General features: G+C 64.9%; 36 protein-coding genes. 32 read left to right on the top strand and 4 right to left on the bottom strand.

Features of this window, described 5'->3' with window-relative positions; genetic code table 11:
* The first annotated feature begins 14 nt into the window (after positions 1-14).
* The 4 genes from AC58D2_RS08010 (at position 15) to AC58D2_RS08025 (ending at position 2,978) form a co-directional block, all read left to right on the top strand.
* Positions 15-680 carry a cell wall hydrolase gene (locus tag AC58D2_RS08010; protein ID WP_497389059.1) on the top strand — a complete coding sequence of 222 codons (666 nt, stop codon included), beginning with the start codon at positions 15-17 and terminating at the stop codon, positions 678-680.
* A gap of 95 nt (positions 681-775) precedes the next feature.
* Complete coding sequence (locus AC58D2_RS08015; protein WP_497389061.1) at positions 776-1,408, top strand: DUF4136 domain-containing protein; 633 nt, start codon at positions 776-778, stop codon at positions 1,406-1,408.
* Entirely contained in the window at positions 1,405-2,514 is a 1,110-nt protein-coding gene (locus AC58D2_RS08020) for a M14 family metallopeptidase (protein ID WP_497389063.1), read from the top strand. The genes AC58D2_RS08015 and AC58D2_RS08020 overlap by 4 nt, the downstream gene beginning before the upstream one ends.
* Positions 2,511-2,978: a GNAT family N-acetyltransferase gene (locus AC58D2_RS08025; protein ID WP_497389065.1), complete on the top strand. Its 468-nt coding sequence runs from the start codon at positions 2,511-2,513 to the stop codon at positions 2,976-2,978. Before AC58D2_RS08020 ends, AC58D2_RS08025 begins: the two co-directional genes overlap by 4 nt.
* 70 nt (positions 2,979-3,048) lie before the next feature.
* On the opposite strand, the gene AC58D2_RS08030 is transcribed toward AC58D2_RS08025, so the two are convergent.
* The gene (locus AC58D2_RS08030; RefSeq protein ID WP_497389067.1) at positions 3,049-3,507 is read right to left on the bottom strand and encodes an Hsp20 family protein; all 459 of its coding nucleotides are present in this window, start codon (positions 3,505-3,507) and stop codon (positions 3,049-3,051) included.
* 198 nt (positions 3,508-3,705) lie between these two features.
* On the opposite strand from AC58D2_RS08030, the gene gpmA reads away from it, so the two are divergent.
* Positions 3,706-4,392 carry a 2,3-diphosphoglycerate-dependent phosphoglycerate mutase gene (gene gpmA, locus AC58D2_RS08035; RefSeq protein WP_497389069.1) on the top strand — a complete coding sequence of 229 codons (687 nt, stop codon included), beginning with the start codon at positions 3,706-3,708 and terminating at the stop codon, positions 4,390-4,392.
* Positions 4,393-4,479: 87 nt separating this feature from the next.
* Here gpmA and dapD read toward each other — a convergent pair whose 3' ends face one another.
* The 3 genes from dapD to AC58D2_RS08050 are packed head-to-tail and all read right to left on the bottom strand — an operon-like array spanning position 4,480 to position 6,522.
* On the bottom strand, positions 4,480-5,322 hold the full coding sequence (gene dapD, locus AC58D2_RS08040) for a 2,3,4,5-tetrahydropyridine-2,6-dicarboxylate N-succinyltransferase (protein WP_497389071.1): 843 nt from the start codon (positions 5,320-5,322) through the stop codon (positions 4,480-4,482).
* Complete coding sequence (locus tag AC58D2_RS08045; protein WP_497389073.1) at positions 5,319-5,996, bottom strand: pyrimidine 5'-nucleotidase; 678 nt, start codon at positions 5,994-5,996, stop codon at positions 5,319-5,321. The genes dapD and AC58D2_RS08045 overlap by 4 nt, the downstream gene beginning before the upstream one ends.
* 10 nt (positions 5,997-6,006) lie before the next feature.
* Positions 6,007-6,522, bottom strand: coding sequence for a DNA-deoxyinosine glycosylase (locus AC58D2_RS08050; RefSeq protein WP_497389075.1), 516 nt, complete (start codon positions 6,520-6,522; stop codon positions 6,007-6,009).
* A 304-nt stretch (positions 6,523-6,826) separates the two neighbouring features.
* Here AC58D2_RS08050 and rpsL point away from each other — a divergent pair, with 304 nt between their 5' ends.
* From rpsL to secY, 27 genes are all read left to right on the top strand, one after another.
* Positions 6,827-7,198, top strand: a complete 372-nt coding sequence (gene rpsL / locus AC58D2_RS08055) for a 30S ribosomal protein S12 (RefSeq protein ID WP_067108793.1) — start codon at positions 6,827-6,829, stop codon at positions 7,196-7,198.
* 128 nt (positions 7,199-7,326) lie between these two features.
* Positions 7,327-7,797, top strand: a complete 471-nt coding sequence (gene rpsG / locus AC58D2_RS08060) for a 30S ribosomal protein S7 (RefSeq protein ID WP_497389078.1) — start codon at positions 7,327-7,329, stop codon at positions 7,795-7,797.
* A 94-nt stretch (positions 7,798-7,891) separates the two neighbouring features.
* Positions 7,892-9,985, top strand: a complete 2,094-nt coding sequence (gene fusA / locus AC58D2_RS08065) for an elongation factor G (protein ID WP_497389080.1) — start codon at positions 7,892-7,894, stop codon at positions 9,983-9,985.
* 156 nt (positions 9,986-10,141) lie between these two features.
* On the top strand, positions 10,142-11,332 hold the full coding sequence (gene tuf / locus AC58D2_RS08070) for an elongation factor Tu (protein ID WP_497389082.1): 1,191 nt from the start codon (positions 10,142-10,144) through the stop codon (positions 11,330-11,332).
* Positions 11,333-11,480: 148 nt separating this feature from the next.
* Positions 11,481-11,792, top strand: coding sequence for a 30S ribosomal protein S10 (gene rpsJ, locus AC58D2_RS08075; protein WP_011543089.1), 312 nt, complete (start codon positions 11,481-11,483; stop codon positions 11,790-11,792).
* A 287-nt stretch (positions 11,793-12,079) separates the two neighbouring features.
* Positions 12,080-12,856 carry a 50S ribosomal protein L3 gene (gene rplC, locus AC58D2_RS08080; protein WP_497389085.1) on the top strand — a complete coding sequence of 259 codons (777 nt, stop codon included), beginning with the start codon at positions 12,080-12,082 and terminating at the stop codon, positions 12,854-12,856.
* A gap of 2 nt (positions 12,857-12,858) precedes the next feature.
* Positions 12,859-13,485, top strand: coding sequence for a 50S ribosomal protein L4 (gene rplD, locus AC58D2_RS08085; protein ID WP_497389087.1), 627 nt, complete (start codon positions 12,859-12,861; stop codon positions 13,483-13,485).
* Entirely contained in the window at positions 13,478-13,786 is a 309-nt protein-coding gene (locus tag AC58D2_RS08090) for a 50S ribosomal protein L23 (protein WP_089216044.1), read from the top strand. The genes rplD and AC58D2_RS08090 overlap by 8 nt, the downstream gene beginning before the upstream one ends.
* Positions 13,787-13,809: 23 nt before the next feature.
* Complete coding sequence (gene rplB / locus AC58D2_RS08095; protein ID WP_497389090.1) at positions 13,810-14,646, top strand: 50S ribosomal protein L2; 837 nt, start codon at positions 13,810-13,812, stop codon at positions 14,644-14,646.
* Positions 14,647-14,649: 3 nt separating this feature from the next.
* A complete protein-coding gene (gene rpsS / locus AC58D2_RS08100; protein ID WP_003042215.1) occupies positions 14,650-14,925 on the top strand; it encodes a 30S ribosomal protein S19 in 276 nt (91 codons plus the stop codon).
* Positions 14,925-15,305: a 50S ribosomal protein L22 gene (rplV, locus tag AC58D2_RS08105; protein WP_089216042.1), complete on the top strand. Its 381-nt coding sequence runs from the start codon at positions 14,925-14,927 to the stop codon at positions 15,303-15,305. The genes rpsS and rplV overlap by 1 nt, the downstream gene beginning before the upstream one ends.
* Position 15,306: 1 nt before the next feature.
* The gene (gene rpsC, locus AC58D2_RS08110) at positions 15,307-16,014 is read left to right on the top strand and encodes a 30S ribosomal protein S3 (protein ID WP_497389093.1); all 708 of its coding nucleotides are present in this window, start codon (positions 15,307-15,309) and stop codon (positions 16,012-16,014) included.
* Between the two features lie 11 nt (positions 16,015-16,025).
* Complete coding sequence (rplP, locus tag AC58D2_RS08115; protein WP_497389095.1) at positions 16,026-16,457, top strand: 50S ribosomal protein L16; 432 nt, start codon at positions 16,026-16,028, stop codon at positions 16,455-16,457.
* 5 nt (positions 16,458-16,462) lie between these two features.
* Positions 16,463-16,669 (top strand): 50S ribosomal protein L29, encoded by a 207-nt coding sequence (gene rpmC, locus AC58D2_RS08120; protein ID WP_497389097.1) that lies wholly within the window; start codon positions 16,463-16,465, stop codon positions 16,667-16,669.
* 10 nt (positions 16,670-16,679) lie between these two features.
* Positions 16,680-16,964: a 30S ribosomal protein S17 gene (gene rpsQ, locus AC58D2_RS08125; RefSeq protein ID WP_497389099.1), complete on the top strand. Its 285-nt coding sequence runs from the start codon at positions 16,680-16,682 to the stop codon at positions 16,962-16,964.
* Positions 16,965-17,021: 57 nt separating this feature from the next.
* Positions 17,022-17,390 (top strand): 50S ribosomal protein L14, encoded by a 369-nt coding sequence (gene rplN / locus AC58D2_RS08130; protein WP_497389101.1) that lies wholly within the window; start codon positions 17,022-17,024, stop codon positions 17,388-17,390.
* A gap of 2 nt (positions 17,391-17,392) precedes the next feature.
* A complete protein-coding gene (gene rplX, locus AC58D2_RS08135) occupies positions 17,393-17,713 on the top strand; it encodes a 50S ribosomal protein L24 (protein ID WP_497389103.1) in 321 nt (106 codons plus the stop codon).
* Positions 17,706-18,284 (top strand): 50S ribosomal protein L5, encoded by a 579-nt coding sequence (gene rplE, locus AC58D2_RS08140; RefSeq protein ID WP_497389105.1) that lies wholly within the window; start codon positions 17,706-17,708, stop codon positions 18,282-18,284. Before rplX ends, rplE begins: the two co-directional genes overlap by 8 nt.
* A gap of 51 nt (positions 18,285-18,335) precedes the next feature.
* Positions 18,336-18,641 carry a 30S ribosomal protein S14 gene (rpsN, locus tag AC58D2_RS08145; RefSeq protein ID WP_058454356.1) on the top strand — a complete coding sequence of 102 codons (306 nt, stop codon included), beginning with the start codon at positions 18,336-18,338 and terminating at the stop codon, positions 18,639-18,641.
* A gap of 12 nt (positions 18,642-18,653) precedes the next feature.
* Positions 18,654-19,058: a 30S ribosomal protein S8 gene (gene rpsH / locus AC58D2_RS08150; protein WP_497389108.1), complete on the top strand. Its 405-nt coding sequence runs from the start codon at positions 18,654-18,656 to the stop codon at positions 19,056-19,058.
* Positions 19,058-19,591: a 50S ribosomal protein L6 gene (rplF, locus tag AC58D2_RS08155; protein ID WP_497389110.1), complete on the top strand. Its 534-nt coding sequence runs from the start codon at positions 19,058-19,060 to the stop codon at positions 19,589-19,591. The genes rpsH and rplF overlap by 1 nt, the downstream gene beginning before the upstream one ends.
* 3 nt (positions 19,592-19,594) lie before the next feature.
* Complete coding sequence (gene rplR, locus AC58D2_RS08160) at positions 19,595-19,951, top strand: 50S ribosomal protein L18 (RefSeq protein WP_497389112.1); 357 nt, start codon at positions 19,595-19,597, stop codon at positions 19,949-19,951.
* 2 nt (positions 19,952-19,953) lie between these two features.
* Positions 19,954-20,676: a 30S ribosomal protein S5 gene (rpsE, locus tag AC58D2_RS08165; protein WP_497389114.1), complete on the top strand. Its 723-nt coding sequence runs from the start codon at positions 19,954-19,956 to the stop codon at positions 20,674-20,676.
* 4 nt (positions 20,677-20,680) lie between these two features.
* On the top strand, positions 20,681-20,866 hold the full coding sequence (gene rpmD / locus AC58D2_RS08170) for a 50S ribosomal protein L30 (RefSeq protein WP_497389116.1): 186 nt from the start codon (positions 20,681-20,683) through the stop codon (positions 20,864-20,866).
* 6 nt (positions 20,867-20,872) lie between these two features.
* The gene (locus AC58D2_RS08175; protein ID WP_497389118.1) at positions 20,873-21,079 is read left to right on the top strand and encodes a DUF1737 domain-containing protein; all 207 of its coding nucleotides are present in this window, start codon (positions 20,873-20,875) and stop codon (positions 21,077-21,079) included.
* Between the two features lie 44 nt (positions 21,080-21,123).
* Positions 21,124-21,609, top strand: coding sequence for a 50S ribosomal protein L15 (gene rplO, locus AC58D2_RS08180; protein WP_497389120.1), 486 nt, complete (start codon positions 21,124-21,126; stop codon positions 21,607-21,609).
* A 232-nt stretch (positions 21,610-21,841) separates the two neighbouring features.
* Positions 21,842-23,215, top strand: coding sequence for a preprotein translocase subunit SecY (gene secY / locus AC58D2_RS08185; RefSeq protein WP_497389122.1), 1,374 nt, complete (start codon positions 21,842-21,844; stop codon positions 23,213-23,215).
* Positions 23,216-23,235: the final 20 nt, after the last annotated feature.

Here is a 23,235-nt window from a genome sequence, read left to right on the forward strand (position 1 = left end):
TTTTGACGGACACAATGAGTCGTATTCTGAACGCTGCCAGCGTGGCGGCCGTGGCCTTGACTGTCGCGCCCATGCTGTTTCTTGCCGAGCCGGGTTTCGCGTCCGACCTCGGTGCCGATGCAAATGTCCCCGCCATCACGCTCCCGAGTGCCGATGCGCCGGTCGAGGCGCAGGACGCGGACCTGTCGACAGGTTCGACGACTGCCGTCCCCCTTCCCGAAATGGCGCAGCAGCCCGATCCTCCGGTCGAACCCGAAACGGTTCCCGCCGCGACGCTTGCCGCGCTTGTCGATGCGACCCCGCGTCCTCCAGCGATCGAGTCCGAACTGCGCTGCCTGGCCGGCGCGATCTATTTCGAATCGCGCGGCGAATCGCTCGCAGGCCAGCTCGCGGTTGCTCATGTCATCATCAATCGCGCCGAATCACCGCGATTTCCTTCGAGCTATTGCGGCGTCGTCTATCAGCGCAGCCAGTTCAGCTTCCTGCGTCATGGCAAGATGCCGCGCATCCGCGAATCGAGCCCGCAGTGGACCCGTGCGCTCGCGGTGGCCCAGATCGCGCGCGACGGAAGCTGGAAGAACAAGGCGCCCGGCGCGCTGTTCTTCCACGCGCGATATGTGCGCCCCGCCTGGCGCAAGACGCGCGTCGCACAGATCGACAATCACATCTTCTATCGCTGAGCGATAGCGGCGGCGTTGGCGCCCTGCCGATCCGGGCGCGTGACCGGCAACGCCGTTCATTGCCAAGCCAGCTTCGAAGGCGCATCATGGTTTCCATGATGCGCTCCCTCTCGCTCGCCCTCCTCGGCACAGCCGCGCTCGCGCTTTCCGCATGCGCCACGCCGGTACCGCCGGTCGAAGTCACCCGATTCCACGGCGGCGCGGTCGCCGGCTGGACGCAAGGGACGCGCTTCGTGATCGACGACGTGCCCCTTGCCGACACCATGGGCATGGCCAGCGGTATCCGGCCCTCGCTCGAGTGGGACAGCTATCGCGTCGCGGTCGAGCGCCAGCTCGGCCTGCAAGGGTTCGTCCTGGCCGAGGGGCCTGCGGCCGACACCGCGCCGCTCAAGGTGCGTATCGGTCTCGAGCGCAGCGACCGGGCCGGCCCGGGCAAACGATCGCCGGTATCCGTCGGCGTGGGCGGTTCGACGGGCAGCTATGGGTCGGGGGTCGGCCTCGGCGTCGGGATCAATCTCGGTGGCGGACCAAAACCGATGCAGGATATCCGGCTCAGCGTCCGCATCGACGACAGGGCGACGGGGCAAGCGCTATGGGAAGGCCGTGCGGTCGCGGCGATCCCGTTGAAGGCGCCGGCGTCGCAACCCTCGCTCGCGGCGGCGAAATTGTCCGAAGCGCTATTCAGGGACTTTCCCGGGGAATCGGGACGCACTATCAGCGTTCCATGACTATCAGCATCAACGCCGCCTTCGACAGCGGCAATATCGTCGTGGGGTCGATCGCCGGCACCTCTGCCCGCCTGTCCATCCGCAAGGATCGCGATTCGGACTTCTATCAATGGTTTCACTTCAGGGTCGCTTGTGCCGCGGGCGATTCGCTCGACCTTGCGATCGAGGGATTGGCGAACTCCGCCTATCCCGACGGCTGGCCCGGCTATGCCGCCTGCGCCAGCTATGACCGCGAGCATTGGTTCCGGCTCGACACCAGCTATGACGCCGGAACGCTGACGATCCGCCATACCGCCGAAGGCCCGGTGCTCTGGATCGCCTATTTCGCGCCCTATTCCATGGAGCGGCATCACGATCTCGTGGCATCGGTCGCGGAATGCGAGGGCGTCTCCTACCGCTGTCTCGGTACCAGCCTTGAAGGACAGCCGATCGACTGTCTCGAGATGGGAAGCGGCGACACGCACATATGGCTCTATGCGCGCCAGCACCCGGGTGAGAGCATGGCGGAATGGTGGATGGAGGGTGCGCTCGAAAAGCTCACCGATCCGGCCGATCCGCACGCACGGTCGCTGCGGCGGAAGTGCCGCTTCCACATCGTGCCGAACATGAACCCCGACGGCTCGCGGCGCGGCCATCTCAGGACCAATTTCGCGGGCGTGAACCTCAACCGCGAATGGGACAACCCCACCGCCGAACGCAGCCCCGAAGTGCTTTGCGTGCGGAGCGCCATGGATGAAAGCGGCGTCGACTGGGCGATGGACGTGCATGGCGACGAAGCGATCCCCGCGGTTTTCCTTGCCGGGTTCGAAGGCATTCCGTCGCTGAAGGACGAGCAGATGGCCGGCTTCCTCGCCTTCCAGAAAGCACTTGCTGCGAACACGCCCGATTTCCAGACCGAGCTTGGCTATGAAAGTTCGGCGCCGGGCAAGGCGAATCTGTCGATGTCGACCACGCAGCTCGCCGAACGCTTCGGTGCGGTCTCGATGACGCTCGAAATGCCGTTCAAGGACAATCGCGACCTTCCCGACCCCGCCCAGGGCTGGTCGCCGGAACGTTGCAAGCTGCTCGCCCACGCGTGCCTCGCAACGCTGGATCAGATGCTGTGACGCCTGCCTGGCAGGTCGTCGAGGACGATCTGTCGGGCGCGCCGATCCGCGCGCTTCTCGAACGGCATTTTGCGGGAATGCTCGCGAACTCGCCTGCGGGAAGCTGTCATTTCCTGGATTTCGAGGGCCTCAAGGCCCCCGGGGTCACCTTCTGGTCGATCCACCGCGGGGGCGAACTTGCCGGTTGCGGCGCGCTCAGGATGCACGATGCGCGGCATGGCGAGATCAAGTCGATGCGGACCGCCGACGCCTTTCTGCGGCAGGGTGTCGCGGCGTACATGCTGGAGCATATCATCGCCGAAGCAAAGGCGCGCGGTGCCCAGCGGCTCAGCCTCGAAACCGGGTCGGGCCCGGCCTTCGAACCCGCGCACCAGCTCTATCGACGATACGGGTTCGAGGACTGCGGGCCGTTTGCCGATTATCGGCCCGATCCGTTCAGCCGTTTCATGACGCGTATGCTCTAGACGCAGAAACGGGGCCCGGGACGGACCCGGACCCCGTTGCTTCGACTCGTCGGAAGGGCCGGACCGTGGTTCAGGCCGCCTGTTTGCTATCGTCGACCAGCGTCGGCTTGCCGCCGCCGATCGCGATCTTGTGCGGCTTCATCGCGTCGGGCACTTCGCGCACCAGGTCGATCGTGAGCAGCCCGTCGGCGAGGTCGGCCTTGTCGACGCGCACGAAGTCGGCGAGCTGGAAGCGGCGCTCGAAGGCGCGCGTTGCGATGCCGCTGTAAAGCAGCCGGCGTTCTTCGCCTTCCTTCGCGGGCGCCTTGCGGCCGCTGACGGTCAGCATGTTCTGCTGGGCGGTAATGTCGATCTCGTCGCCCTTGAATCCGGCCACCGCGACGGTGATGCGGAAATGATCGTCGGCGATTTTCTCGATATCGAAGGGCGGGTAATTGTCCGCCGAACCGCTGTTCTCGAGGAAATCGAACAACCGGTCGAAGCCGACGGTCGAGCGGCGATAGGGGGTCCAGTCGAAACTGTTACGCATGATGCATTCCTTCCTTGTGCAAAGCGAAGTCATGGGGCGGCGGGAGCCGCGGCCTCGCCCGGTCCCGTTTCGGCGACCGGGCACGATAAAAATGGTAACGGGCGAAACCGTTTCAAGAGGGCCGGTGGCCCTCCCCGCCCGCCCGCGCTATGGGGCGGCGAATCGCGCGTTCGGGCGCCCCCTTCAGGAAGGAAGACAATGCCGCAGCTCATCCTCATCCGCCACGGCCAGTCGCAGTGGAATCTCGAAAACCGCTTCACCGGCTGGTGGGACGTCGACGTCACCGAAAAGGGCGCGGCCGAGGCGTGGGCGGCCGGCGAGTTGATGAAGGAAAAGGGGATCGCGCCCGACACCAGCTTCACTTCGGTTCAAACGCGCGCGATCAAGACGCTCAACCTCGCGCTCGAGGCGATGGGGCGCCTGTGGCTTCCGGTCACCAAGGACTGGCGGCTCAACGAGCGCCACTACGGCGGACTGACCGGACTCGACAAGGCAGAGACGGCGGCAAAACACGGCGACGAACAGGTCAAGATCTGGCGGCGCAGTTTCGACACCCCGCCGCCGCCGCTCGAGGCGGGCTCGCCCTATGACCTGTCGGGCGATCCGCGCTACGCCGGGATCGCCATCCCCGCGACCGAGAGCCTGAAAGACACGATCGCGCGCGTGCTCCCCTATTACGAAAGCGCGATCGCGCCGGAACTCAAGGCGGGAAAGACCGTCCTCATCTCGGCGCACGGCAACAGCCTGCGCGCGCTCGTCAAGCATCTGTCGGGCATTTCCGACGCCGACATCACCGGCCTCGAAATCCCGACCGGCCAGCCGATCGTCTATGATCTCGCTGACGATCTGACGGCGCGCGAGCGTTATTATCTCAGCGAGCGGTAAATCCTGTCGCCCCCGCGAAGGCGGGGGCCGTCATCGGCCTTGCGCAAGATTGCCTGTGGCCCTGCCTTCCGGGGGGTAACGATGCGATCAATCGCGCAGCAGCTCGTTGATCCCGGTCTTCGCGCGGGTCTGCGCATCGACGCGCTTGACGATCACCGCGCAATAGAGCGACGGGCCCGGCGTCCCATCGGGTAGCGGCTTGCCCGGCAGCGAGCCGGGAACGACGACTGCATAGGCCGGGACTTCGCCGACAAAGACCTCGCCCGTGGCGCGGTCGACGATCTTGGTCGACGCGCCGAGGTAGACCCCCATCGACAGCACCGCGCCCTCGCGCACGATCACACCCTCGGCGACCTCGGCGCGCGCGCCAATGAAGGCGCCGTCCTCGATCACCACGGGTCCGGCTTGCAGCGGCTCGAGCACGCCGCCGATCCCCGCGCCGCCCGACAGGTGGACGTTCGCGCCGATCTGCGCGCAGCTACCCACCGTGGCCCACGCGTCGACCATCGATCCTTCGCCGACATGGGCGCCGATATTGACGAAGCTCGGCATCAGAACCGCGCCCTTGCTGATATGGGCGCCCCGGCGGACGATCGATCCGGGGACGGCGCGAAAGCCCGCCTCGCGGAAACGGTTCTCGCCCCAGCCGGCGAATTTCGACGGCACCTTGTCCCACCAGGTCGCGCCGCCGGCGCCTCCGTCGATGATGGCCATGTCGTTCAGGCGAAAAGAGAGCAGCACGGCTTTCTTCAGCCACTGGTTGACCTGCCAATTGCCCGACGCGTCGCGCGCGGCGACACGAAGGCTGCCGTCGTCGAGGCCGGCAATCGCCGTCTCGACCGCTTCGCGCACCGGCCCTTGCGTCGTCACGCTCAGCGTTTCGCGGGCGTCCCATGCGGCGTCGATGGTGGTCTGCAGGTCGGTGCTCATGAAAGTCCCCAGGGTTTCGGTAAAGAATCGAGCCAGTCGCCGATGTCGTTCACGTGGAAATCGACATGGTCCGGCAGGTGGTCGCGATGGCCGCTTTCGCTGCCATTGTCCAGCCACACGGTCGTCATTCCCAGTGCTTTGGCCGGGGTCAGGTTACGCGCCATATCCTCGACGAACAGGCTCTTCGCCGGATCGACCCCCAGATGGCCGATCATGCTGTGATAGGCCGCCGCCTCGGGCTTGGGCGTATAGGCGGTGATGCGGATATCGCAGACCGCGTCGAACAGGTCGGCGATCCCGCGCGCTTCGAGCACGCGGCCGGCATAGTCGGCATCGGCGTTGGTGAAGATCAGCCGCCGCCCGGGCAGGCGTTCGAGGCCGGCGCGCAGCCGCGCGTCGGGCGACAGCCGGTCGAGCGCGATATCGTGGACGTCGCGAAGGAAATCCTCGGGGTCGACGCCGTGGTGGCGCATCAACCCGGCCATCGTCGTGCCATGATCGTGGAAATAGAGCTTCTGGATGCGCCGCGCCTCGATGGCATCGACATCGAGCAGGCGCATGATGAACCCGCCCATGCGTTCGTCGATCAGGTCGAACAGCTTTGCCGACGGGGGATAGAGGGTGTTGTCGAGATCGAAGATCCAGCTGTCGATATGGTCGATGCGCGGGGCCATGCCGCGGCGCTTAGGCGGTCGGCCTGCCGGGGGCAAGGGCGCGGCGCAGCCCCATCCATCTTTCATGCTTCGCCTCGAACCCGATGGTATTCGCGGCGCTGCTCGACGGCAGGTCGACCAGGGTGACTGCGCCGGGTTCGGGCAGTTGCCGCCGCCCTATCGCCGCCGCCTTTCCGCCGTTGAACGCGATCATCCGCAGGTCGGGCAGGCGCGCGACCAGGTCGGCCAGGTCATGCGCCTCGGCCTCGCGGATGTCGCCGTCGCTGCTCGTTCGTCGCTCGGCGCTGCGGATGACATCCCACAGGCCGACGCGCGCCCTGGCGAGCGCGGCAAGGCGGTCCTCATAGTCGAGCATCGCGAGCGGCCGGTCGATCGCCGCGCCGACCAGACGCCAGAACTGGTTGGTCGGATGGGCATAATAGCGCCGCTCGGCAAGCGAACGGGCGCCGGGAAGGCTGCCCAGGATCAGCAGCCTTGCGTCGGCGCCGACATGGGGGGCGAAGCTGGCGTGGCGCGGCGGGACCATTGCGTGTCGCTACCCGCCGCATATCCGCGCCGCAAGCGGCATATCGCTTGACCGAACGGGGAATCGGGGCTAGGGGCGCCCCCGTTCGAAAGCGGCGGACTTCCGTCGGTTCGAATCACAACAGCGCTTGAACATTGCTGGCGCGGATGGAGCCTCCGGAAGATCAGGACGATCGGCCGGGGTCTTTTGCTGTTACAAGGTCGACCGGTTTCACCCTTTGCGGGGCGTTTTCGGCCGGAGCTTCATCCACCGCGGTACAGTAACCGTTCGCTCCGATGGGCGGACATTTGAAGGTGAAGCATTCATGCCCACGATCAACCAGCTGGTCCGCAAGGGCCGGACGCCGCAAAAAGCGAAGTCCAAGGTCCCGGCGATGGAAGCGAACCCGCAGAAGCGCGGCGTTTGCACCCGTGTCTATACGACGACCCCGAAAAAGCCGAACTCGGCGCTCCGCAAGGTGGCCAAGGTTCGCCTGACCAACCAGCGCGAAGTCATTTCCTACATCCCCGGCGAAGGCCACAACCTCCAGGAACACAGCGTCGTGCTGATCCGCGGCGGCCGCGTGCGCGACCTTCCCGGCGTGCGGTACCACGTCCTGCGCGGCGTGCTCGACACCCAGGGTGTGAAGGACCGCAAGCAGAGCCGTTCGAAGTACGGCGCGAAGCGTCCGAAGTGACGTTCACGGGGTGAACGTCATTCCGGACAACCGCTTCGAGCGGTCTATCCGGGATCCATTCACTCCTTCGGCTATTTGATCATCCCGCGAGCGCTTTGCGCCGGGGTGCTGTTGTAAAGGAATATCCCATGGCTCGTCGTCGTCGTCCCGAACGTCGCGAAATTCTGCCCGATCCCCGTTTTGGGGATGTCGTGCTGTCCAAGTTCATGAACAGCGTCATGCTCGACGGCAAGAAGTCCGTCGCCGAAAGCATCGTCTATGGCGCTCTCGAAGCGGTCGAAGCCCGCGCCAAGAAGGAACCGATCGGCGTGTTCCACGAAGCGCTCGCGAACATCCGCCCGAGCATCGAAGTCCGCAGCCGCCGCGTCGGCGGCGCGACCTACCAGGTTCCGGTCGAAGTCCGTCCGGACCGTGCGCAGGCGCTCGCGATCCGCTGGCTGATCACCGCGGCGCGCAACCGCAGCGAGACGACGATGGCCGCGCGCCTGTCGGGCGAGCTGCTCGATGCGTCGAACAACCGCGGCAACGCCGTGAAGAAGCGCGAAGACACGCACCGCATGGCGGAAGCGAACCGCGCCTTCTCGCACTACCGCTGGTAATTGCGGCGGCGCATCGCGCGTCTCGCAATCGCAACAAATCTTCCTATATCGGGGGCGGCCCTTCTGGCTTTCCCCAAAACCCAAGGAAAAGATCATGGCACGCAGCCATCCGCTCGAACGCTATCGCAATTTCGGTATCATGGCGCACATCGACGCCGGCAAGACCACCACGACCGAGCGCATCCTCTATTACACCGGCAAGTCCTACAAGATCGGCGAAGTCCATGACGGCGCCGCAACGATGGACTGGATGGAGCAGGAGCAGGAGCGCGGGATCACCATCACCTCCGCGGCGACCACCTGTCTGTGGAAGGCCGAAGAGGGCCAGGGCCCCGAGCATCGCCTGAACATCATCGACACCCCGGGACACGTCGACTTCACCATCGAGGTCGAGCGTTCGCTTCGCGTCCTCGACGGCGCGGTCGCGGCGTTTGACGGCGTGGCGGGCGTCGAGCCGCAGTCGGAAACCGTGTGGCGCCAGGCCGAGAAGTACAAGGTTCCGCGGATGTGCTTCGTCAACAAGCTCGACCGCACCGGCGCCGATTTCTATTATTGCGTCCAGACGATCATCGATCGCCTCGGCGCGGTGCCGGCGGTGCTTTACCTGCCGATCGGTGCAGAGGGCGACTTCAAGGGCCTCGTCGACCTGGTCAACGAGCGCGCGATCATCTGGAAGGACGAGAGCCTGGGCGCCGAATTCTTCTATGAAGACATTCCCGCCGACCTCGCCGACAAGGCTGCCGAATATCGCGAAAAGCTCGTCGAGCTCGCCGTCGAACAGGACGACGCCGCGATGGAAGCCTATCTCGAAGGTGAAATGCCCGACGTCGCGACGCTGAAGGCGCTGATCCGCAAGGGCACGCTGAACCAGGCGTTCGTGCCGGTGCTGTGCGGCTCGGCGTTCAAGAACAAGGGCGTTCAGCCCCTGCTCGACGCGGTCGTCGACTATCTGCCTTCGCCGCTCGACATCCCCGATGTCCAGGGCATCAACCCCGACAGCGAAGAGCCCGATTCGCGTCCGACTTCGGATGCAGCGCCGCTCTCGATGCTCGCGTTCAAGATCATGAACGACCCGTTCGTCGGTTCGCTCACCTTCGCGCGCATCTATTCGGGTACGCTCTCGAAGGGTACGTATCTGAACTCGGTGAAGGACAAGAAGGAAAAGATCGGCCGTATGCTCCTCATGCACGCCAACTCGCGTGAGGACATCGAGGAAGCCTATGCGGGCGACATCGTTGCGCTCGCCGGCCTCAAGGAAACCACGACGGGCGACACGATCTGCGCGTCGAGCGCGCCGATCATCCTCGAGCGCATGGAATTCCCCGAGCCGGTCATCGAGCTGTCGGTCGAACCCAAGACCAAGGCCGACCAGGAAAAGATGGGCGTCGCGCTCAATCGCCTGGCCGCCGAGGACCCCAGCTTCCGCGTTTCGACCGACCATGAATCGGGCCAGACGATCATCAAGGGCATGGGCGAGCTTCACCTCGACATCCTCGTCGATCGCATGAAGCGCGAATTCAAGGTCGAAGCGAACGTCGGTGCGCCGCAGGTGGCGTATCGCGAGAGCCTCGCGAAGCCGGTCGAGGTCGACTACACCCACAAGAAGCAGTCGGGCGGCTCGGGCCAGTTCGGCCGCGTCAAGGTGCAGGTCACCCCGGGCGAGCGCGGCAGCGGCGTCACCTTCACCGACGAGATCAAGGGCGGCAACATCCCGCGCGAATATATCCCGGCGGTGGAAAAGGGCTTCCGCGAGTCGGCCGAGAACGGTCACATGATCGGCTTCCCGATCATCGACTTCGACATCAAGCTCGTCGACGGCGCCTATCACGACGTCGACTCGTCGGCGCTGGCGTTCGAAATCGCCGGCCGTGCGGCGATGCGCGAAGTCGCGGCAAAGGCGGGCATCAAGCTGCTCGAGCCGGTGATGAAGGTCGAAGTCGTCACCCCCGAGGAGTTCATGGGCGACGTCATCGGCGATCTCAACAGCCGCCGTGGCCAGATCCAGGGCACCGACAGCCGCGGCAACGCGCAGGTGGTCGATGCGATCGTGCCGCTCGCCAACATGTTCGGCTACGTCAACCAGCTGCGCTCGTTCACCCAGGGCCGCGCGCAATATTCGATGCAGTTCTCGCACTATGAAGAAGTGCCGAGCAACGTCGCCGAAGAAGTGAAGGCGAAGATGGCCTGACCGGGTTTCGCCGTGCGGGGGATGCTCCGCACGGCACGACCTGCTCCAAGCGCGGACTTGCGCCGCGCGGAAAGACCGATTAAGGGCGGCGCCTGATTCAGCGGGCTCGTCCAGGACTGATCAACTCAACACGCGAACAAGAAGGTTCAAAATATCATGGCCAAGGCTAAATTTGAGCGGACGAAGCCGCACTGCAACATCGGCACCATCGGTCACGTCGACCATGGCAAGACCTCGCTGACCGCAGCGATCTCGAAGGTTCTGGCGGAAGCCGGCGGCGGCGCTGCCGTGGACTTCGCGAACATCGACAAGGCTCCCGAAGAGCGCGAGCGCGGCATCACCATCTCGACCGCGCACATCGAATATGAAACCGATGCGCGCCACTATGCGCACGTCGACTGCCCGGGCCACGCCGACTATGTGAAGAACATGATCACCGGCGCCGCTCAGATGGACGGCGCGATCCTCGTCGTTTCGGCCGCCGACGGCCCGATGCCGCAGACCAAGGAGCACATCCTGCTCGCGAAGCAGGTCGGCGTTCCGACCATGGTCGTCTTCCTGAACAAGGTCGACCAGGTCGACGATCCCGAGCTGCTCGAGCTCGTCGAACTCGAAATCCGCGAAGAGCTTTCGAAGCGCGACTTCGACGGCGACAATATTCCGATCATCGCGGGTTCGGCGCTCGCCGCCCTCGAAGGCCGCGACGACAACATCGGCAAGGAAGCGATCCTGAAGCTGATGGCTGCCGTCGACGACTGGATCCCGCAGCCCGAGCGTCCGCTCGACAAGCCCTTCCTGATGCCGATCGAGGACGTGTTCTCGATCTCGGGTCGCGGCACCGTCGTCACCGGCCGTGTCGAAACCGGCATCGTCAAGGTTGGCGAAGAAGTCGAAATCGTCGGCATCAAGGACACCAAGAAGACGACCGTCACCGGCGTCGAAATGTTCCGCAAGCTGCTCGACCAGGGCCAGGCCGGCGACAACATCGGTGCGCTGATCCGCGGCGTCGGCCGTGAAGAGGTGGAGCGCGGCCAGGTCCTCGCGAAGCCGGGTTCGATCACTCCGCACACCGAGTTCACCTCGGAAGTGTACGTCCTTTCGAAGGACGAGGGCGGCCGTCACACGCCGTTCTTTGCGAACTATCGTCCGCAGTTCTACTTCCGCACCACCGACGTCACCGGCGAGGTCATCCTCCCCGAGGGCACCGAGATGGTGATGCCGGGCGACAACGTCCAGCTGTCGGTCAAGCTGATTGCCCCGATCGCCATGGACCAGGGCCTGCGCTTCGCGATCCGCGAAGGCGGTCGTACGGTCGGCGCAGGGGTTGTGGCGACGATCACAAAGTAATATAGGGCCGCGAGCCGCGCGATTCGGAATCGATTCGCGCGGCTCGTAGCTTAAAGATTTTGATGGCCGATCCGGCTTCCCGAGCGGGAGCCGGTGCAGGCCATTTCGGCTCTTTCGCATCGTCAGACGGGATTCGACTGGAACAGTCATGGAAACGCAGAATATTCGCATTCGCCTGAAGGCTTTTGATCACCGCGTGCTCGATCAGGCCACCACCGACATCGCCGACACGGCGCGTCGCACCGGAGCGCTTATTCGCGGCCCCATCCCGCTGCCGACGCGTATCGAGAAGTTCACCGTGAACCGCGGCCCGCACATCGACAAGAAGTCGCGCGAGCAGTTCGAGGTGCGCACCCACAAGCGGCTGCTCGACATTGTGCAGCCCACCCCGCAGACGGTCGACGCGCTGATGAAGCTTGACCTCGCCGCGGGCGTGAACGTCGAGATCAAGTTGGCCTAAACGCCAGCGCCGCCCCGGACCCTCGGTCCGGGGTCTCTATCGGCAGGCCGGTTCGCCGCCTGCGCAGACGATAGGGTGGATACCGCCGGTCGCTTCCATCGGAAGCACGAACGACCGGGCTGCGTCCCCCGTCTCGCCGCAAATTCCTTCGGGACATGCGGCACCTCAGCCCGGACGGGGCGATGCATCGAAATCATGGGCTGGGAGGGTAGCCGCCGGGTTTTGCCGGTGGCTTCCCGCAAGCCGTGCGGAATGGTCCGCCCGGCCTCTGTTGAGGAGTTAAGATCATGCGCACTGGCGTGATCGCGAAGAAAATGGGGATGACCCGCCTGTTTCAGGACGACGGCCGCCATGTGCCCGTCACCGTCCTGAGCCTCGAAGGCTGCCAGGTCGTCTCCGTGCGCGATAAGGAACGCGACGGCTATGTAGCGGTCGCACTGGGTGCCGGTTCGGCGAAGGCGAAGAACGTCGCCAAGCCGCAGCGTGGCGCTTATGGCAAGGCCGAGGTCGAACCGAAGGCGAAGGTTGCGGAATTCCGCGTCGCCGACGATGCGGGCCTCGACGTCGGCGCCGAGCTTTCGGCCGACCATTTCGTCGCCGGCCAGATGGTCGACATCCAGGGCGTCACCCAGGGTAAGGGTTTCGCCGGTGCGATGAAGCGCTGGGGCTTCGGCGGTATGCGCGCCAGCCACGGTGTGTCGATCAGCCACCGTGCGCATGGTTCGACGGGTAACCGCCAGGATCCGGGCCGCGTCTTCAAGAACAAGAAGATGGCCGGCCACATGGGCGCGCGCAACCGCACCCAGCAGAATCTCGAGATCGTCCGCACCGACGTCGAGCGCGGCCTCATCTTCGTCAAGGGCTCGGTCCCTGGCTCGAAGGGCGGCTGGCTGATGGTCCGCGATGCGGTCAAGCTGCCGCGCCACCCCGAAGCCCCCTATCCGGCGGGCCTGAAGAGCGCGGCGAACAGCAACCAGGAAGCCCCGGCTGACGCGCCGGTCGAAACGCCGGCCGAAGACGCCGTCGTCGACACCGCGGCCACCGACGGCGCACAGGAGTCCTGATCATGAAGGTCAAGGTTCAGACCATCGACGGCAAGGCCGGTGCCGACATCGATCTCAATGATGCGGTCTTCGGCGTCGATCCGCGTGCCGACATCCTGCACCGCGTCGTCGCCTGGCAGCTCGAAAAGCGCCGCGCTCCCGCGCGGGCCGCTCGCGAGCGCAGCGACGTTGCCCGCACCGGCAAGAAGTTCGGTCGCCAGAAGGGCGGCGGTACGGCCCGTCACGGCGATCGCAAGGCTCCGATCTTCATCGGCGGCGGCAAGGCGCACGGCCCCCGGGCCCGCACCTTCGGCCACTCGCTGAACAAGAAGATCCGCGCGCTCGGCCTGAAGATGGCACTCAGCGACAAGGCGAAGGGCGGCAAGCTCGTCGTTCTCGACACGCTCGAGCTCAAGGACGCGAAGACGAAGGCGCTCGCCGGCAAGCTCGGCAAGCTCGACCTCGGCAACCGCGCGCTCTTCATCGACGGTGATGCCGTGCACGAAAGCTTCGCGATGGCATCGGCCAATCTGATCGGTGTCGACGCGCTGCCCGCGATCGGTGCCAACGTCTATGACATCATGCGCGCCGACACGCTGGTCCTGACCCGCGCGGCGGTCGAAAAGCTGGAGGCACGCTGCAATGGCTAAGGCAAAAACCATCGAAGCGCGTCACTATGACGTGATCCTGTCGCCGGTGATCACCGAAAAGTCGACGCTGCTGAGCGAGAATGACGCGGTCGTGTTCCGCGTCGCGAACGACGCGACGAAGCCGGCCATCAAGGCGGCGGTCGAGGCGCTGTTCGACGTCAAGGTCGTCAGCGTCAACACGCTCGTCACCAAGGGCAAGACCAAGCGCTGGAAGGGCAAGCCCTACACGCGCAGCGACGTGAAGAAGGCGATCGTTCGCCTGGCCGAAGGCCAGTCGATCGACGTCACCACGGGCGTCTGAGCGCGCACGGGAAGGCAAAGAAAATGGCACTCAAATCCTATAATCCGACCAGCCCCGCGCAGCGCGGCCTGATCCTGATCGACCGGTCGAGCCTGTGGAAGGGCAAGCCCGTCAAGGCGCTGACCGAAGGCAAGAGCAAGACCGGCGGCCGCAACAACAAGGGCCATGTCACGTCGCGCGGTATTGGCGGCGGTCACAAGCAGCGTTATCGCGTCGTCGATTTCAAGCGCCGCAAGTGGGGCATGCCCGCGACCGTCGAACGGCTCGAATATGACCCCAACCGCACGGCCTTCATCGCGTTGATCAAATATGAGGACGGCACGCTTGCCTATATCCTCGCACCGCAGCGTCTGGCGGTCGGCGACACGGTGGTTGCCGACAAGAAGACCGACGTGAAGCCGGGCAATGCGATGGAATTGTCGCAGATGCCGGTCGGCACGATCGTCCACAACATCGAGATGAAGCCGGGCAAGGGCGGCCAGATCGCCCGGTCTGCCGGCACCTATGCGCAGGTCGTCGGTCGTGACCGCGGTCTCGTCATCGTGCGTCTCGGCTCGGGCGAGCAGCGCTATATTCGCGGCGAGTGCATGGGCACGGTCGGTGCGGTGTCGAACCCCGACAACACCAACCAGACGCTGGCGAAGGCCGGTCGTCGCCGCTGGATGGGCAAGCGCCCGCTGACCCGCGGCGTCGCCAAGAACCCGGTCGATCACCCGCACGGCGGTGGTGAAGGCCGCACCTCGGGCGGTCGCCATCCGGTTACCCCGTGGGGCAAGCCGACCAAGGGCGCCCGCACGCGCAACAACAAGCAGACCGACAAGATGATCATCCGGTCGCGTCACGCGAAGAAGAAGAGGTAAGTCATGGCTCGCTCGGTCTGGAAGGGTCCGTTCGTGGACCTTCATCTTCTCAAGAAAGCCGAAGCGGCTCAGGACGGCGGCAGCTCTGCCCCGATCAAGACCTGGTCGCGTCGCTCCACCATCCTGCCGCAGTTCGTCGGCCTGACCTTCAACGTCTATAACGGCCGCAAGTTCGTGCCGGTGTCGGTGAACGAGGACATGGTCGGCATGAAGCTGGGTGAATTTGCGCCGACGCGCTTCTTCCCCGGCCACGCGGCCGACAAGAAGGGCAAACGCTAATGGGCAAGGAAAAGTCCCCCCGCCGCGTTGCGGATAACGAGGCTTTGTCGGTGGGCACGCAGATCCGCGGCTCGGCGCAGAAGCTGAACCTCGTCGCCGCGCTGATCCGCGGCCGCAAGGTCGAAGACGCGATGAACATCCTCGCTTTCTCGAAGCGGGCGATGGCGGTCGACGTGCGCAAGGTTCTCGCCAGCGCGGTCGCCAACGCGGAAAACAACCACAACCTCGACGTCGACGCGCTCGTCGTCAAGGAAGCGAGCGTCGGCAAGGCGTTCACGATGAAACGCTGGCACGCACGCGGCCGCGGCAAATCGACCCGCATCGAAAAGCCGTTCAGCCGCATCCGCATCGTCGTGCGCGAACAGGAAGAAGAGGCGTAAGATGGGCCAGAAGAGCAATCCGATCGGCCTGCGCCTGCAGGTCAACCGCACCTGGGACAGCCGCTGGTTCGCCGAAGGGCAGGACTATGGCCGTATGCTGGTCGAGGATCTGAAGATCCGCAAGTCGATTTTCAAGAGCCTGCCGCAGGCCGCGATCTCGAAGGTCGTGATCGAGCGCCCCGCGAAGCTGTGCCGCGTGTCGATCTATGCCGCCCGCCCGGGCGTCATCATCGGCAAGAAGGGCGCCGACATCGAAAAGCTGCGCAAGAAGCTCGGCGAGATGACGGGCAGCGACGTGTCGCTGAACATCGTCGAGATCCGCAAGCCCGAAGTCGACGCCAAGCTCGTCGCGCAGGGCATTGCCGACCAGCTTGAGCGCCGCGTGGCGTTCCGCCGTGCGATGAAGCGCGCGGTGCAGTCGGCGATGCGCCTCGGCGCCGAGGGCATCCGGATCAACTGCGCGGGCCGTCTTGGCGGCGCGGAAATCGCGCGCACCGAATGGTACCGCGAAGGCCGCGTGCCGCTGCACACGCTGCGCGCCAATGTCGACTATGCCGAGGCCGAAGCCCACACCGCCTATGGCGTGTGCGGGATCAAGGTCTGGATCTTCAAGGGCGAGATTCTCGGCCATGACCCGATGGCGACCGACCGGCTGATGCTCGACGCGCAGACGTCGGGCGTGCGCCCGGCGCGCGATGACCGCCGCTAAGGAACGCTGACATGCTGCAACCGAAGAAAACCAAGTTCCGCAAGGCCTTCAAGGGCCGCATCCACGGCAATGCCAAGGGCGGCACCAGCCTGAACTTCGGCTCCTATGGGCTGAAGGCGATGGAACCCGAGCGCATCACCGCGCGCCAGATCGAAGCGGCCCGCCGCGCGATCAGCCGTGCGATCAAGCGCCAGGGCCGCCTGTGGATCCGCGTGTTCCCCGACGTCCCCGTGTCGTCGAAGCCCGCCGAAGTCCGCATGGGCAAGGGCAAGGGTGCCCCCGAATATTGGGCGGCGCGCGTCAAGCCCGGCCGCATCCTGTTCGAACTCGACGGCGTCCCCGGCCCGGTGGCCGCGCTGGCGTTCGAGCGTGCGGCGATGAAGCTGCCGATCAAGACGAAGGTCGTCGCCCGCCTCGGCGACACCTCGCACCTGGAGGGTTGAGGGCCATGGCCAAGACCGAAGACATGACCAAGAAGACCGACGACCAGCTCGCCGAACAGCTTGGCGAACTGAAGCGCGAGGCGTTCAACCTCCGCTTCCAGGCCGCCACCGGCCAGCTCGAAAAGGCGTCGCGGGTCAAGGACGTGCGGCGTTCGATCGCCCGCATCAAGACCGAGCAGACCGCGCGTGTTCGCGCGGCTGCCGCGAAGTAAGGAGACTGTCATGCCGAAGCGCATTCTGACCGGCACGGTGGTGTCCGACAAGGGCGACAAGACCGTCGTGGTGAAAGTGGAGCGGAAGGTGAAGCACCCGCTCTACGGCAAGATCATCCGTCGCTCGAAAAAATATCACGCGCACGATGAGGACAACGCCATCAAGGCTGGCGAAACCGTCCGCATCGAGGAAACGAAGCCGTTTTCGAAGCTGAAGACCTGGAAGGTGCTCGACAAGGTCGAAACCTCCACCAAGCCGAAAGCCGCGGCGGCTCCGAGCGAAGCCGAAGCGTAAGAGTTTCACGGAACCGCCGGGACGGCCCGGTAGGCCAAGGAAGAAGGAAATGCATCGATGATCCAGATGCAGTCACAATTGGAAGTCGCCGACAACAGCGGTGCGAAGCGCGTCCAGTGCATCAAGGTGCTGGGCGGGTCGAAGCGCCGCGTCGCCGGCGTCGGCGACGTCATCGTCGTTTCGATCAAGGAAGCGCAGCCGCGCGGCAAGGTGAAGAAGGGTGACGTGCATCGCGCCGTCATCGTCCGCACCGCCAAGGACGTGCGCCGCGCCGACGGGTCGGTGATCCGTTTCGACAGCAACGCCGCCGTGCTCGTCAACAAGAATGAAGAGCCGATCGGTACCCGTATCTTCGGCCCCGTCGTCCGCGAACTGCGCGGCAAGGGCTGTATGAAGATCATCAGCCTGGCGCCGGAGGTGCTCTGACCATGTCGATGGCCAAGATCAAGAAGGGTGACACCGTCGTCGTCCTGTCCGGCAAGGACAAGGGCAAGACGGGCGAAGTGACCCAGAGCCTGCCCAAGGACGGCAAGGTCGTCGTCGCGGGTGTCAACATCATCACGCGCCACAAGAAGCCGAGCCAGCAGGACCCGCAGGGCGGCCTCGAGCGCAAGGAAGCGCCGCTGCACGTCAGCAAGGTCGCGGTCGCCGACCCCAAGACGGGCAAGCCGACGCGCGTCCGTTTCGAAACCAAGGACGGCAAGAAGGTCCGCGTGGCCGTGAAGTCCGGGGAGACCATCAATGGCTGACAAATACACCCCGCGCATGAAGTCGCGCTATGACGACATGATCGTCAAGGCGATGACCGAGAAGTTCGGTTACAAGAATGCGATGGAAGTTCCGAGGATCGAAAAGATCACGCTCAACATGGGCGTGGGCGACGCGGTCCAGGACAAGAAGAAGGTCGAGACCGCCGCTTCGGAAATGGAGCTGATCTCGGGTCAGAAGCCCGTCATCACCAAGGCGAAGAAGTCGATCGCCGGCTTCAAGCTGCGCGAAGGCATGCCGATCGGTTGCAAGGTCACCCTGCGCCGCGAACGCATGTACGAGTTCCTCGATCGCCTGATCACGATCGCCATGCCGCGCATCCGCGACTTCCGCGGCGTGTCGGCGAAGAGCTTCGACGGCCGTGGCAACTACGCCCTTGGCCTCAAGGAACAGATCATCTTCCCCGAGATCAACTATGACCGCATCGACACGGTGCGGGGCATGGATGTGATCGTCACCACCACCGCTCGCACGGACGAAGAGGCCCGCGAACTGCTCAGGCTGTTCGGCTTCCCCTTCCCGATCGAAGCGCAGGAAAAGGAAGCCGCCTGATCCCGCAGGGACAAGGCAGGCTCTCTTAACAAAGGAAAGAGAACTTAAGTCATGGCGAAACTGAGTTCGGTGAACAAGAACGAGCGTCGCAAGAAGCTGGTGAAGAAATATGCCGGCCGCTACGCGAAGCTGAAGGCCATTGCGGCCGACACCTCGCTCGACGATGGCGAGCGCCTGATCGCGCGCCTCAAGATGGCGGAAATCCCGCGCAACGGCAATCCGACCCGCATCCGCAACCGGTGCGAGCTGACGGGCCGCCCGCGCGCCTATTATCGCAAGTTCCGGCTGTGCCGTGTGCAGCTCCGCGATCTGGCCAACAAGGGCCTGATTCCCGGCGTTGTGAAGTCGAGCTGGTAAGGAAGACGCAAGATGGCAATGACCGATCCTTTGGGTGATATGCTCACCCGCATCCGCAACGGCCAGCAGGCGAAGAAGGACAGCGTCCTGACGCCGGCTTCGACGCTGCGCGTCCGCGTTCTCGACGTGCTCCAGCGCGAAGGCTATATCCGCGGCTACAGCGAAGAAGTGCTGGGCGCCAAGGGCCAGCACAAGGGCATCCGCATCGAGCTGAAATATTTCGAGGGCCAGCCGGCGATCCGCCACGTGGCCCGCGTGTCGAAGCCGGGCCGCCGCGTCTATTCGGGCTCGAAAGAGCTGCCGATCGTGCGCAACGGCCTGGGCATCACCATCGTGTCGACCCCGCGCGGCGTCCTTTCGGATGCCGAGGCTCGCGAGCATAATGTCGGCGGCGAAGTGCTGGCGGAGGTGTTCTGATGTCGCGCATCGGTAAAAAGGCAGTCGCGATCCCCGGCGGTGTCACCGCCGCGATCGACGGCGGCGAGCTGTCGGTGAAGGGCCCGAAGGGCACTTTGGCGATGCCGCTGTCCGACCTGATCAAATATGAAGTCGGCGAGGGCGCCATTTCGGTGCAGCCCGCGAACGACAGCCGCGAAGCGCGTGCCTTCTGGGGCATGCAGCGCACGCTGGTACAGAACCTCGTCACGGGCGTGACCGAGGGCTTTACCAAGGTGCTGGAAATCAGCGGCGTCGGCTATCGTGCCAACTCGCAGGGCAAGACGCTGAAGCTGCAGCTCGGCTACAGCCACGATGTCGATTTCGCGGTGCCCGAAGGCATCGAGATCAAGACGCCGGACAACACGACGATCGAGATCAGCGGCATCGACAAGCAGCAGGTCGGCCAGGTTGCGGCGGAAATCCGCCGTTGGCGCAAGCCCGAACCCTATAAGGGCAAGGGCATCAAATATCGCGGCGAGTACATCTTCCGCAAAGAAGGCAAGAAGAAGTAAGCCATGGCACATCTTACCCCTTTCGAAAAACGCCGCCAGCGCGTGCGTACCGCGCTCCGCAAGCGTGCCGCCGGTCGTCCGCGCCTTTCGGTGCACCGTTCGGGCCGCCACATCTATGCGCAGCTCATCGATGACGCCGCCGGCAAGACGCTGGCTGCGGCCTCGACGCTCGACAAGGATGTCCGTGGCAAGGCTTCGGGAGCGACCGCTGCGGCGGCCGCCGATGTCGGCAAGCGCCTCGCCGCCGCCGCAAAGAAGGCTGGCGTGACTGCGGTCGTGTTCGACCGCGGCGGCTTCCTGTTCCACGGGCGCATCAAGGCGCTGGCCGACGCGGCCCGTGAAGGCGGATTGGAGTTTTAATGATGGCAGACGAAAACAGCACCGGTCAGGGCAACCAGCCCGAAGCGACCCTGGCGCCCGAAACGACCAACGCCGAAGTCACGAACCAGGCCCCGCGCCGTGGCCGTGGTGGCCGCGATGGCGGGCGGGGCGGCCGTGACGGTGGCCGTGGCCGCCGCGACGATCGTCGTCCGCGCGACGAGGATGGCGGCGAAGAGCTGATCGAAAAGCTCGTCCACATCAACCGCGTTTCGAAGACGGTGAAGGGCGGCAAGCGCTTCGGTTTCGCCGCGCTGGTCGTCGTCGGCGACGGCAAGGGCCGCGCAGGCTTCGGCCACGGCAAGGCCCGCGAGGTTCCCGAGGCGATTTCGAAGGCGACCGCTGCGGCGAAGAAGGCGATGATCCGCGTTCCGCTGCGCGATGGCCGCACGCTGCACCACGATGGCCGCGGCCACTTCGGTGCGGGCAAGGTGACGCTGCGGTCGGCGCCTGCGGGTACCGGCATCATCGCCGGCGGTCCGATGCGCGCCGTGTTCGAATCGCTGGGCGTTGCCGATGTGGTGACCAAGTCGGTCGGCACGTCGAACCCCTATAACATGATCCGCGCGACCTTCGAGGCGCTGGGCGAACAGACCAGCCCGAAATCGGTGGCGCAGCGTCGCGGCAAGAAGGTGTCGGACCTCATCAAGCGCGGCGGTGCGTCCGATCGCGTGGCCGAGGCCGAAGCCGCCGCGGTGACGGAGTAAGACCATGGCCGACAAAAAGATCAAGATTCGCCAGATCGGTTCGCCGATCCGCCGGCCGAAGGACCAGCGTGCCATCCTGACCGGGCTCGGGCTCGGCAAGATGCACCGCGAGGTCGAGCTGGTCGACACGCCCGAAGTGCGCGGCATGATCCGCAAGCTGCCGCACATGGTGGAAATCGTCGAGGGTTAAGCCGCGATGAAGCTCTATCGCCTGTTGACCGGTCCCGACGACAGCGCCTTTTGCGCGCGCGTCGAGGGACTGCTCAACCGGGGGTGGCAGCTTCATGGAAGCCCCGCGATCACCAGCGTCGATGGCCGCGCCCATGTCGCGCAGGCCATCGTGATGGAAAAGGCCGGACCTTATCCCGGCTTTCAGCCATCGAGCGAAATCGAACCGGACTGACCCTCGTCGGTCCATAGCGCGAACACAGCGAAAGCGAGTGCAACATGACTATCAAGATCAACGAACTTCGTGACAACAACGGCGCCCGCAAGGGCCGCATGCGCGTCGGACGCGGCATCGGCTCGGGCAAGGGCAAGACCGGCGGCCGCGGCCAGAAGGGCCAGAAGGCGCGCAGCGGCGTTGCGATCAACGGCTTCGAGGGCGGCCAGATGCCGCTCCACATGCGCATCCCGAAGCGCGGCTTCAACAATATCTTCGCCAAGGATTATGCGATCGTGAATCTGGGCCAGGTCCAGAAGCTGGTCGATGCGAAGAAGCTCGATGCGAAGAAGACGGTCGACCACGACGCGCTCAAGGCGGCGGGCGTTGCCCGCGGCGGCAAGGATGGCGTCCGCCTGCTCGCCAAGGGCGAATTGACCGCGAAGCTGAATTTCGCCGTGGCCGGCGCGTCGAAGGGCGCGATCGAGGCGGTCGAGAAGGCCGGCGGCAAGGTCGAACTGCCGGCGGCCGAAGACGCGAAGGCGGAATAATCCAATATCCCCTCCTCTTCAGAGGAGGGGCAGCGGAACTTGCGAGCTTGCTCGCTAGTGAAGCGGGGTGGTGCCCTCGGGCCTGGCGCTAGGTCGCACTCACCACCCCAAACCCCTCCTCTGAAGAGGAGGGGCTTAAATGGAAGGCCATTCCCCTTGCGCTTCGTGTCCCGCGAACGCACATAGGCGCCGGGTCGCGGGGGGCGCGGTCCGAAACCTGAGGAAAATACCCATGGCCTCTCGCGCCGACCAGCTTGCTTCCAACCTGAACTTTTCGAAGTTCGGCCAGGCGACCGAACTCAAGAACCGCATCTGGTTCACGATCGGCGCGCTGATCGTCTTCCGCTTCCTGTCGTTCGTGCCGCTCCCCGGGGTCGACCCCGTTGCGCTGTCGCGGCTTTATACGCAGGCGGCTTCGGGCGGCGTCCTCGACATCTTCAACACCTTTTCGGGCGGCAGCCTGGAGCGCATGAGCATCATCGCGCTCGGCGTCATGCCCTATATCACGGCGTCGATCGTCGTTCAGCTCGCCGCGGCGCTGTCCCCCAGCCTCGCGGCCCTCAAGAAAGAGGGCGAAAGCGGGCGCAAGAAGCTCAACCAATATACGCGCTACGGCACCGTCGCGCTGACCGCGATCCAGGGCTATTTCATCGCCGTCGGCCTTGAAACCCTCGGGCAGAGCCAGGGCATCGGCGCGGTCGTCGATCCGGGCATGCTGTTCCGCATCGGCGCGGTGATCAGCATCGTCGGCGGCACACTCTTCCTGATGTGGCTCGGCGAGCAGATCACGAGCCGCGGGATCGGCAACGGCGTGTCGCTGATCATCATGGCGGGTATCCTCGCGCAGCTGCCGCGCAGCTTTGCCCAGATGTTCACCCAGGTGCGCGAAGGCTCGATGGGCGGTGGCACGATCGTCGCGGTCATCGGCGGTGCGATCGTCATCATCGCCTTCATCAGCTTCATGGAGCGCGCACAGCGCCGCGTGCTCGTCCAATATCCGAAGCGCGCGACCCAGCGCGGGGTGATGCAGGCCGATCGCAGCCACCTGCCGCTCAAGGTCAATACCGCGGGCGTGATCCCGCCGATCTTCGCCTCGTCGCTGCTGCTGATGCCGCTCACCGTCACCCAGATGCTCGGCAACCGCGTGTCGGGCGAATCGGCGTGGGGCGACTTCCTGATCACGCTCAACCAGTATCTCGCGCACGGTCAGCCGCTCTATATGGCGCTCTATGCCGGCGGCATCATCTTCTTCTGTTTCTTCTATGTCGCGGTGGTCTTCAATCCCGAAGAAACCGCCGACAATCTGAAGCGGCAGAACGGCTTCATCCCCGGCATCCGCCCGGGCAAGAACACCGCCGCCTACCTCGACTTCGTGCTGACGCGCATCACCGTGATCGGGGCGATCTATCTGGCGCTGATCTGCCTCGTCCCCGAATATTTCATCGCGGGTACCGGCCTGCCTTTCCGCCTCGGCGGCACCAGCCTGCTCATCATCGTCAATGTGACGATCGACACGATCACCCAGATCCAGAGCCACATGCTCGCCCATCAATATGGCGACCTCATCAAGAAGTCGAAATTGAAGGGCGGCGTTGCACGTCGCTGATCGGTGCGTTACGGCCGGCG

Source organism: Sphingopyxis sp. CR5 (assembly GCF_059693785.1).

Bases quoted from the DNA above. Each gene is read 5' to 3' on its own strand.
- AC58D2_RS08010 (WP_497389059.1), top strand. From the start codon at position 15: ATGAGTCGTATTCTGAACGCTGCCAGCGTGGCGGCCGTGGCCTTGACT.
- AC58D2_RS08015 (WP_497389061.1), top strand. From the start codon at position 776: ATGATGCGCTCCCTCTCGCTCGCCCTCCTCGGCACAGCCGCGCTCGCG.
- AC58D2_RS08020 (WP_497389063.1), top strand. From the start codon at position 1,405: ATGACTATCAGCATCAACGCCGCCTTCGACAGCGGCAATATCGTCGTG.
- AC58D2_RS08030 (WP_497389067.1), bottom strand. From the start codon at position 3,507: ATGCGTAACAGTTTCGACTGGACCCCCTATCGCCGCTCGACCGTCGGC.
- gpmA (WP_497389069.1), top strand. From the start codon at position 3,706: ATGCCGCAGCTCATCCTCATCCGCCACGGCCAGTCGCAGTGGAATCTC.
- dapD (WP_497389071.1), bottom strand. From the start codon at position 5,322: ATGAGCACCGACCTGCAGACCACCATCGACGCCGCATGGGACGCCCGC.
- AC58D2_RS08045 (WP_497389073.1), bottom strand. From the start codon at position 5,996: ATGGCCCCGCGCATCGACCATATCGACAGCTGGATCTTCGATCTCGAC.
- AC58D2_RS08050 (WP_497389075.1), bottom strand. From the start codon at position 6,522: ATGGTCCCGCCGCGCCACGCCAGCTTCGCCCCCCATGTCGGCGCCGAC.
- rpsL (WP_067108793.1), top strand. From the start codon at position 6,827: ATGCCCACGATCAACCAGCTGGTCCGCAAGGGCCGGACGCCGCAAAAA.
- rpsG (WP_497389078.1), top strand. From the start codon at position 7,327: ATGGCTCGTCGTCGTCGTCCCGAACGTCGCGAAATTCTGCCCGATCCC.
- fusA (WP_497389080.1), top strand. From the start codon at position 7,892: ATGGCACGCAGCCATCCGCTCGAACGCTATCGCAATTTCGGTATCATG.
- tuf (WP_497389082.1), top strand. From the start codon at position 10,142: ATGGCCAAGGCTAAATTTGAGCGGACGAAGCCGCACTGCAACATCGGC.
- rpsJ (WP_011543089.1), top strand. From the start codon at position 11,481: ATGGAAACGCAGAATATTCGCATTCGCCTGAAGGCTTTTGATCACCGC.
- rplC (WP_497389085.1), top strand. From the start codon at position 12,080: ATGCGCACTGGCGTGATCGCGAAGAAAATGGGGATGACCCGCCTGTTT.
- rplD (WP_497389087.1), top strand. From the start codon at position 12,859: ATGAAGGTCAAGGTTCAGACCATCGACGGCAAGGCCGGTGCCGACATC.
- AC58D2_RS08090 (WP_089216044.1), top strand. From the start codon at position 13,478: ATGGCTAAGGCAAAAACCATCGAAGCGCGTCACTATGACGTGATCCTG.
- rplB (WP_497389090.1), top strand. From the start codon at position 13,810: ATGGCACTCAAATCCTATAATCCGACCAGCCCCGCGCAGCGCGGCCTG.
- rpsS (WP_003042215.1), top strand. From the start codon at position 14,650: ATGGCTCGCTCGGTCTGGAAGGGTCCGTTCGTGGACCTTCATCTTCTC.
- rplV (WP_089216042.1), top strand. From the start codon at position 14,925: ATGGGCAAGGAAAAGTCCCCCCGCCGCGTTGCGGATAACGAGGCTTTG.
- rpsC (WP_497389093.1), top strand. From the start codon at position 15,307: ATGGGCCAGAAGAGCAATCCGATCGGCCTGCGCCTGCAGGTCAACCGC.
- rplP (WP_497389095.1), top strand. From the start codon at position 16,026: ATGCTGCAACCGAAGAAAACCAAGTTCCGCAAGGCCTTCAAGGGCCGC.
- rpmC (WP_497389097.1), top strand. From the start codon at position 16,463: ATGGCCAAGACCGAAGACATGACCAAGAAGACCGACGACCAGCTCGCC.
- rpsQ (WP_497389099.1), top strand. From the start codon at position 16,680: ATGCCGAAGCGCATTCTGACCGGCACGGTGGTGTCCGACAAGGGCGAC.
- rplN (WP_497389101.1), top strand. From the start codon at position 17,022: ATGATCCAGATGCAGTCACAATTGGAAGTCGCCGACAACAGCGGTGCG.
- rplX (WP_497389103.1), top strand. From the start codon at position 17,393: ATGTCGATGGCCAAGATCAAGAAGGGTGACACCGTCGTCGTCCTGTCC.
- rplE (WP_497389105.1), top strand. From the start codon at position 17,706: ATGGCTGACAAATACACCCCGCGCATGAAGTCGCGCTATGACGACATG.
- rpsN (WP_058454356.1), top strand. From the start codon at position 18,336: ATGGCGAAACTGAGTTCGGTGAACAAGAACGAGCGTCGCAAGAAGCTG.
- rpsH (WP_497389108.1), top strand. From the start codon at position 18,654: ATGGCAATGACCGATCCTTTGGGTGATATGCTCACCCGCATCCGCAAC.
- rplF (WP_497389110.1), top strand. From the start codon at position 19,058: ATGTCGCGCATCGGTAAAAAGGCAGTCGCGATCCCCGGCGGTGTCACC.
- rplR (WP_497389112.1), top strand. From the start codon at position 19,595: ATGGCACATCTTACCCCTTTCGAAAAACGCCGCCAGCGCGTGCGTACC.
- rpsE (WP_497389114.1), top strand. From the start codon at position 19,954: ATGGCAGACGAAAACAGCACCGGTCAGGGCAACCAGCCCGAAGCGACC.
- rpmD (WP_497389116.1), top strand. From the start codon at position 20,681: ATGGCCGACAAAAAGATCAAGATTCGCCAGATCGGTTCGCCGATCCGC.
- AC58D2_RS08175 (WP_497389118.1), top strand. From the start codon at position 20,873: ATGAAGCTCTATCGCCTGTTGACCGGTCCCGACGACAGCGCCTTTTGC.
- rplO (WP_497389120.1), top strand. From the start codon at position 21,124: ATGACTATCAAGATCAACGAACTTCGTGACAACAACGGCGCCCGCAAG.
- secY (WP_497389122.1), top strand. From the start codon at position 21,842: ATGGCCTCTCGCGCCGACCAGCTTGCTTCCAACCTGAACTTTTCGAAG.